This is a genomic window from Martinezella dioscoreae (genome assembly GCF_009176305.1).
GTDB classification, from domain to species: Bacteria; Pseudomonadota; Alphaproteobacteria; order Rhizobiales; family Rhizobiaceae; genus Rhizobium; species Rhizobium dioscoreae.
Window position 1 is genome coordinate 1 of record NZ_BLAJ01000049.1, and the last position, 257, is coordinate 257.

At 63.0% G+C, this 257-nt stretch carries 1 protein-coding gene; it reads right to left on the reverse strand.

Annotation, left to right across the window (positions count from 1 at the left end; translation table 11 throughout):
• Positions 1 to 257: cytochrome d ubiquinol oxidase subunit II (gene cydB / locus GDN47_RS31865; protein WP_152095068.1), on the reverse strand; the 257-nt coding region annotated here is incomplete at both ends.

The window sequence follows — 257 nt, forward strand, 5'->3', positions numbered from 1 at the left end:
ACGATGGAACGAAACCGCCAACGAACAAGGCCCAGTCCCAGCCCGCCTTCCAGCCGGCGCTATCGCGCTTGGAGCGGTATTTGAACGCAACCGGCCGCAGGATCAGCGCCAACAGGATGGCGAACATGGCGAGGTAGAAACCGGAGAAGGACACCGCATAGAGCGGTGGCCAGGCGGCGAAGATAGCGCCGCCGCCGAGGATCAGCCAGACCTGATTTCCCTCCCAAGTCGCGCCGATCGAATTGATGGCGATGCGC